This window comes from Cupriavidus sp. SIMBA_020 (assembly GCF_046535395.1).
Lineage (GTDB): Bacteria > Pseudomonadota > Gammaproteobacteria > Burkholderiales > Burkholderiaceae > Cupriavidus > Cupriavidus campinensis.
Genome location: NZ_JAWRWU010001881.1, coordinates 1 through 228 on the forward strand (window position 1 = coordinate 1; position 228 = coordinate 228).

The following is a 228-nucleotide window of genomic DNA, read 5'->3' on the forward strand; positions in this document are numbered from 1 at the left end:
GTCGCTCGAGGGCGACGGAATCGAACACCTGACGTTCGATCGTGCTGAAACCGGCATCGTCGTCGAAAGTGCCGTGGTCGGCCAGCGGTACGGCCGCGCGTATGGGCTTGCGTACCGGGTCGAGTGCGATCCGCAGTGGCGGGTCAGATATGCGGTGCACAGGGTGATGGGCGGCGGCACGCTCGAACTGCATGGCGACGGCGCCGGCCACTGGCGCGACGGTTCGGG

Annotated in this window: 1 protein-coding gene; it reads left to right on the forward strand. The window is 68.0% G+C overall.

Annotated elements, in window-relative coordinates:
* Positions 1–228: putative glycolipid-binding domain-containing protein (locus SB751_RS36115; protein ID WP_410749742.1), on the forward strand; the 228-nt coding region annotated here is incomplete at both ends.